5 protein-coding genes and 1 pseudogene are annotated in these 4,363 nt (G+C 67.5%); 3 read left to right on the top strand and 3 right to left on the bottom strand.

Going from position 1 to position 4,363, the window contains the following annotated elements; translation table 11 throughout:
- Positions 1-302: pseudogene (locus ACFQS7_RS30570) on the bottom strand (hypothetical protein); the annotation flags it as partial.
- A 198-nt stretch (positions 303-500) separates the two neighbouring features.
- Between ACFQS7_RS30570 and ACFQS7_RS30575 the strand changes: the two are divergent.
- The 3 genes from ACFQS7_RS30575 to ACFQS7_RS30585 all read left to right on the top strand — a co-directional run bounded on the left by ACFQS7_RS30575 (position 501) and on the right by ACFQS7_RS30585 (position 2,542).
- Positions 501-1,190: a recombinase family protein gene (locus tag ACFQS7_RS30575; protein WP_380070920.1), complete on the top strand. Its 690-nt coding sequence runs from the start codon at positions 501-503 to the stop codon at positions 1,188-1,190.
- Positions 1,190-1,510, top strand: coding sequence for a recombinase family protein (locus ACFQS7_RS30580; RefSeq protein ID WP_380070921.1), 321 nt, complete (start codon positions 1,190-1,192; stop codon positions 1,508-1,510). Before ACFQS7_RS30575 ends, ACFQS7_RS30580 begins: the two co-directional genes overlap by 1 nt.
- A gap of 321 nt (positions 1,511-1,831) precedes the next feature.
- Positions 1,832-2,542: an IS6 family transposase gene (locus ACFQS7_RS30585; protein WP_380070924.1), complete on the top strand. Its 711-nt coding sequence runs from the start codon at positions 1,832-1,834 to the stop codon at positions 2,540-2,542.
- 284 nt (positions 2,543-2,826) lie between these two features.
- On the opposite strand, the gene ACFQS7_RS30590 is transcribed toward ACFQS7_RS30585, so the two are convergent.
- The gene (locus ACFQS7_RS30590; protein ID WP_380070922.1) at positions 2,827-3,174 is read right to left on the bottom strand and encodes an acyl-CoA thioesterase; all 348 of its coding nucleotides are present in this window, start codon (positions 3,172-3,174) and stop codon (positions 2,827-2,829) included.
- A 180-nt stretch (positions 3,175-3,354) separates the two neighbouring features.
- Positions 3,355-4,363 (bottom strand): DUF3618 domain-containing protein (locus ACFQS7_RS30595; protein ID WP_380070923.1); only part of this gene is annotated, 1,009 nt, incomplete at its 5' end.

Genomic DNA, 4,363 nt, shown 5'->3' on the forward strand with positions numbered 1-4,363 from the left:
CCGAGCTTGGCCTTGAGACGGAGCACCTCCTCGTCGCGGCTGTCGCGCTCGCGCTCCTTCATCGCCGTCTCCGCCGCGACCAGGGCGCGGTCGCGCCACTCGCTCAGGCGGGCAACGGTGACATTGAGCTCGCGGGCCACGGTCTCGAGCGGCTCGCCCCGCAGCAGCCGGGTGACGGCGGCCAGCTTGCGCCGGGCGGAGTTGCGACGCTCCGGTCCGGCACCGCCCGAGGGGGCGTCGGCGTCAGCGTCCTGAGCGCCAGCAGGCGCCCCCACGGGCTTGTCGCTGTGGTTCTGGTCCATCGGTCTGACCTCCGGTTGCGGTGACCTCTACCGCAGTCGGCTGTCTCATCGAACCGTGCCGCACCCCAATGCGCCAGCGGCATCGCCTGCGGGAAGGGCGGAGCGTAGGCTGACGTGAGCTAGCGTCGGGCTGCGGAATACGTGAGGGCATTGGCCCGTTTGTCTGTTTGCTAAAGGAACCGGACGGAAATAGAAGGTATGGACGCAAGCGGACAAGCGAACGTCATGGCGACCTATGGTTACACCCGCGTTTCGACCGCTCGGCAGACTGACGAGGGCGAAAGTCTTGTGCAGCAGGAACGGAAGCTAGCCGCTTACGCAATGATGCAGGGTCTCGCCATCAACCGCTTGTTCGTGGAGCGGGGCGTCTCCGGCGCCAAGCCGTTGCATGAGCGACCGGAGGGTGCCGCCCTGTTGGCTGCCCTGCGTCCCGGCGACACCATCATCACGTCGAAGCTCGACCGCATGTTCCGCTCCGCCCTAGACGCCCTCGGCGTGCTGAGCCAGCTGAAAGAGCAGGACGTCAGCCTGCACATGATCGACCTCGGCGGCGACGTGACCGGCAACGGCATTTCCAAGCTGGTCTTCACCATCCTGTCGGCCGTGGCGGAGAGCGAGCGCGATCGGACCCGGGAGCGCGTCACCGACGTGAAGCGGGACCAGCGCCAGCGCGGCCGGTATCTCGGCGGCAAGGTGCCCTACGGCTACCGGGTCGGCCCAAAAGGCGCCTTGCAGCCTATCCCGGAGCAGCAGGCGGCCATCCGCCGGGCCGGCGAGTTGCGCGCCGCTGGTGCCCCGCTCCGAGCCATCCGTGAGACATTGGGGGCGGAGTGCGGCGAGCGCCTGTCCCTGGACGCCCTCTCCCGTGTCCTGCGGGAAGCCGCGTGATGATGACGCCGACGGCGCGCCGGCTGATCTCTGAGCGGACCCGGGCTGCGCTGGCTCAGAAGAAGGCGAAGGGGGCCCTTCTGGGCAACCGGACCAACCTGGCCGAGGCGCAGGAGAAGGGGGCCGCAAGCATCCGGGCGGCGGCCGCGGCCTTCGCCGACAACGTCCTGCCCGTCATCCGCCAGCTCGAGGCCACCGGGGTCAGCAGCTACCGGGGCATCGCCGATGCGCTGAACACGCGCGGCATTCGCACCGCCCGCGGCGGCACCTGGCACGGGACCACCGTGCGGAACATGCTCATGCGGCAGGAGCCCGCGTGATGGCGAAGGACGGGAAGGACGGCGCGCCCGACCTGTTCAGCATCGCTGCTCAGGTTGAACCGGAAGTGCCCGTGTCCGGCAAACAGCAACTCGACTTGTTCGTGGCCTTCATCGGTGACGTGCCGTTGCGCGACGACCGGGAGGGTATGTCCGTCCCATTGGTCAGTTTGTCGAAGGGTAAGCGCATCGCGCCGATTGAATGGCGATCCTCTGACGGCGAACGGTTCGTGAAGGTCACTGCCAACGGTTCTGTTGCAGCTTTTTTGAACGCTCACGGCAAGATAGAAGCCGGGCATGGCGAGACGGCATCAGGCGGGCGCGGTGAAGCCGGGCGGGTCCTTCAAGGGACGGCAGTTCATCGCCGAGGTGATCCTCTGGGCGGTCCGCTGGTACCTGATGTTCCCGATCAGCTACCGCGATCTCGAGCTGATGCTGGCCGACCGCGGCGCAGAGGTCGACCACACCACGATTTTCCGCTGGATCCAGGCCTATGCGCCGGAGCTGGAGAAACGGATCCGACCGCACCTGCGCCCAAGCAATGGCTCGTGGCGGGTTGACGAGACGTATGTGAAGGTGAAGGGCCGCTGGACCTACCTGTATCGCGCGGTCGACAGCCGCGGCCAGACCATCGACTTCCTGCTCTCAGCCAAGCGGGACGCGGCGGCTGCAAAGCGCTTCTTCCGTAAGGCGCTGGAGCAGCCGCACACGGTGAACCCGCGCACCATCACGGTGGACAAGAATCCGTCCTACCCGCGTGCGGTGGCGGAAATGAAGGAGGACGGGGAGCTGTGGCGGCGCTCGCGGCTGTGCCAGGTCAAGTACCTCAATAACATCGTCGAACAAGACCATCGGCGCGTGAAACGGCTGATCAGGCCGGGGCTTGGCTTCGGATGTTTCTGGACGGCGCGACGAACCTTGGCAGGCTACGAGGTGATGGCGATGGTGAGGAAGGGGCAGGTGCGGAGGATTGGTGGACGTGACATTCGGGCCCAAGCGATCTTCATCGCCGAGCTGTTCGACGTCGCTGCCTGACCTTGCCTGCCTCTGGCGCCATTCACGGTCCGCTGCGAACTTTGCAACATAACCCTCAGGCCCGCTTTTGAGCCGCTCCACCTGGAGCGAGGGGCAGGCGCGCTCCACCGCCGCGGCGCTTGACCCGGTACCGAGCAGGGTGTGACCGGCGAGCCAATGCTCCCAGCGCTTCGCTCAAGCCACCAAAGTGTCCTTCTTGGTATCGTGAGCGATGAGCGCGATAAGCAGGCGTTCCGGCATGCATTTCCTCCACGGGAAAACGCAAACGCACCAAACGGCTCGGATCAGCCATGGTCGTCCCCGACCACATTGCGGGGATGGCCACCCTCGTCGAGGGCGACGAAGGTGAAGACGCCTTCCGTCACCTTCTGCGGCTCCTTGCCATGCCCGCGTCCGCGGGCCCAGGTTTCGACCTTCACCACCACGGAGGTGTCGCCGGTTTTCACCAGGGAGCAGTAGCAGCTTACCTCGTCACCGACCGAGATGGGCCGCAGGAAGCGCATGGCCTCGATCGCCACCGTGGCGACACGGCCCTGCGCCTGTTCGGCGGCCAGGCCGCCGCCCGCCAAGTCCATCTGCGACAGTGTCCAACCGCCAAAGATGTCGCCGCCCGCATTGGCATCACGGGGCATCGCAATGGTCCGCAGGTGCGGGCCGCCTGGGACATCTGGAAGACTATCAGTCATGGCTGCTGCCTCTCACCTCCTGCGGCTTGTCCGGTACGGCGGCCACGGCAGTCCGTACCGGGCCATCCAAAGGCATGGTTCTTTTGCTTCGGCCGCGGTGGGGATCCGTTGGCGAAGCCCTGTAGCCTAGACGGGGCCGATGCGCGGTGAGCTTGGGGCCAGCGCGGGTGCCAACCCCTCATTGCGGCGCGGCTGGCCCTCCACGGCACTGCGCGCCTCGCCGGCCAAGTCTTGCGCGGTATCGCGCACTGCCTGCCGAACCTCCCGCGCCGCATCAGTCAGTGCCGAACCGACCCCGCCTGTGCCACTCGCCGCCTGTCCGACCGCGGCCTTCACATGATCTACATGCTCGCCCGCGGTGTCCTTGAGCCGCTCATAGCCGTGCTGCGCGGTGGTCTGGACGCGATCCGCCACAGCGTCGCGGGTCTCACCCATCAGCCGATCCTCGACCTCGGTGCCCGGCAGTAGCGCGCCGACCGCGGCACCCAGGGCCACGCCAATCGCGCCCAGCACCAAGGGTTGCTCCTGCATCAACCAGGTGACGCCCTGGCGGGTCTGCTCACTGAGTTCGCTGGCTTGGGCCTGCACGTCCTGCCCGCTGCCCGTCACTTGGTCGGTGATTGAGGTAGCCGCATCGCGGACGCTGTCGGTCACCGAGCTCACCACATCGGTAACGCTGTCATAGGCTTGCCCGACCTTTTCCTTCGCTTGGTCGGCCGTGCCGGCGACGCTGTCGCGCGCCGCGCCCACGGCGGCCGAAGCGCGCCCGGTCATCGAATCTTCGGGCTCCACACCGCCACCATACACCCGCACCCGCGTGCGGCCGGTGCCGGCCGAGCGGTTGGGCGAGGCGGTCCGGGACGGCGTGGGCCCGCCCGAGCGGTTGCCGCCCGACATCATCAGCCAGCCGATGCCGGCGCCGATCAGCAGCAGCGGCAGCGGGTTGTCCCGTACCGAAGTGCCGAGGTTGCGCACGAACTCATTGCCGCCGGAGCTGCGGGCATAATCCAGCGCTTGCTCGAAGAGTTGGCCCGGCGAAGCGCGCTCGCGCAGTTCGTCCAGCGTGTTGGTGAGGCCGGCGCGGGTCTGCTCCACCTCGCGCTCGATCTCCGCGGCGGAGCGGTTGCCGGGGTCG

Source organism: Dankookia sp. GCM10030260, assembly GCF_042666655.1.
GTDB lineage: Bacteria > Pseudomonadota > Alphaproteobacteria > Acetobacterales > Acetobacteraceae > Paracraurococcus.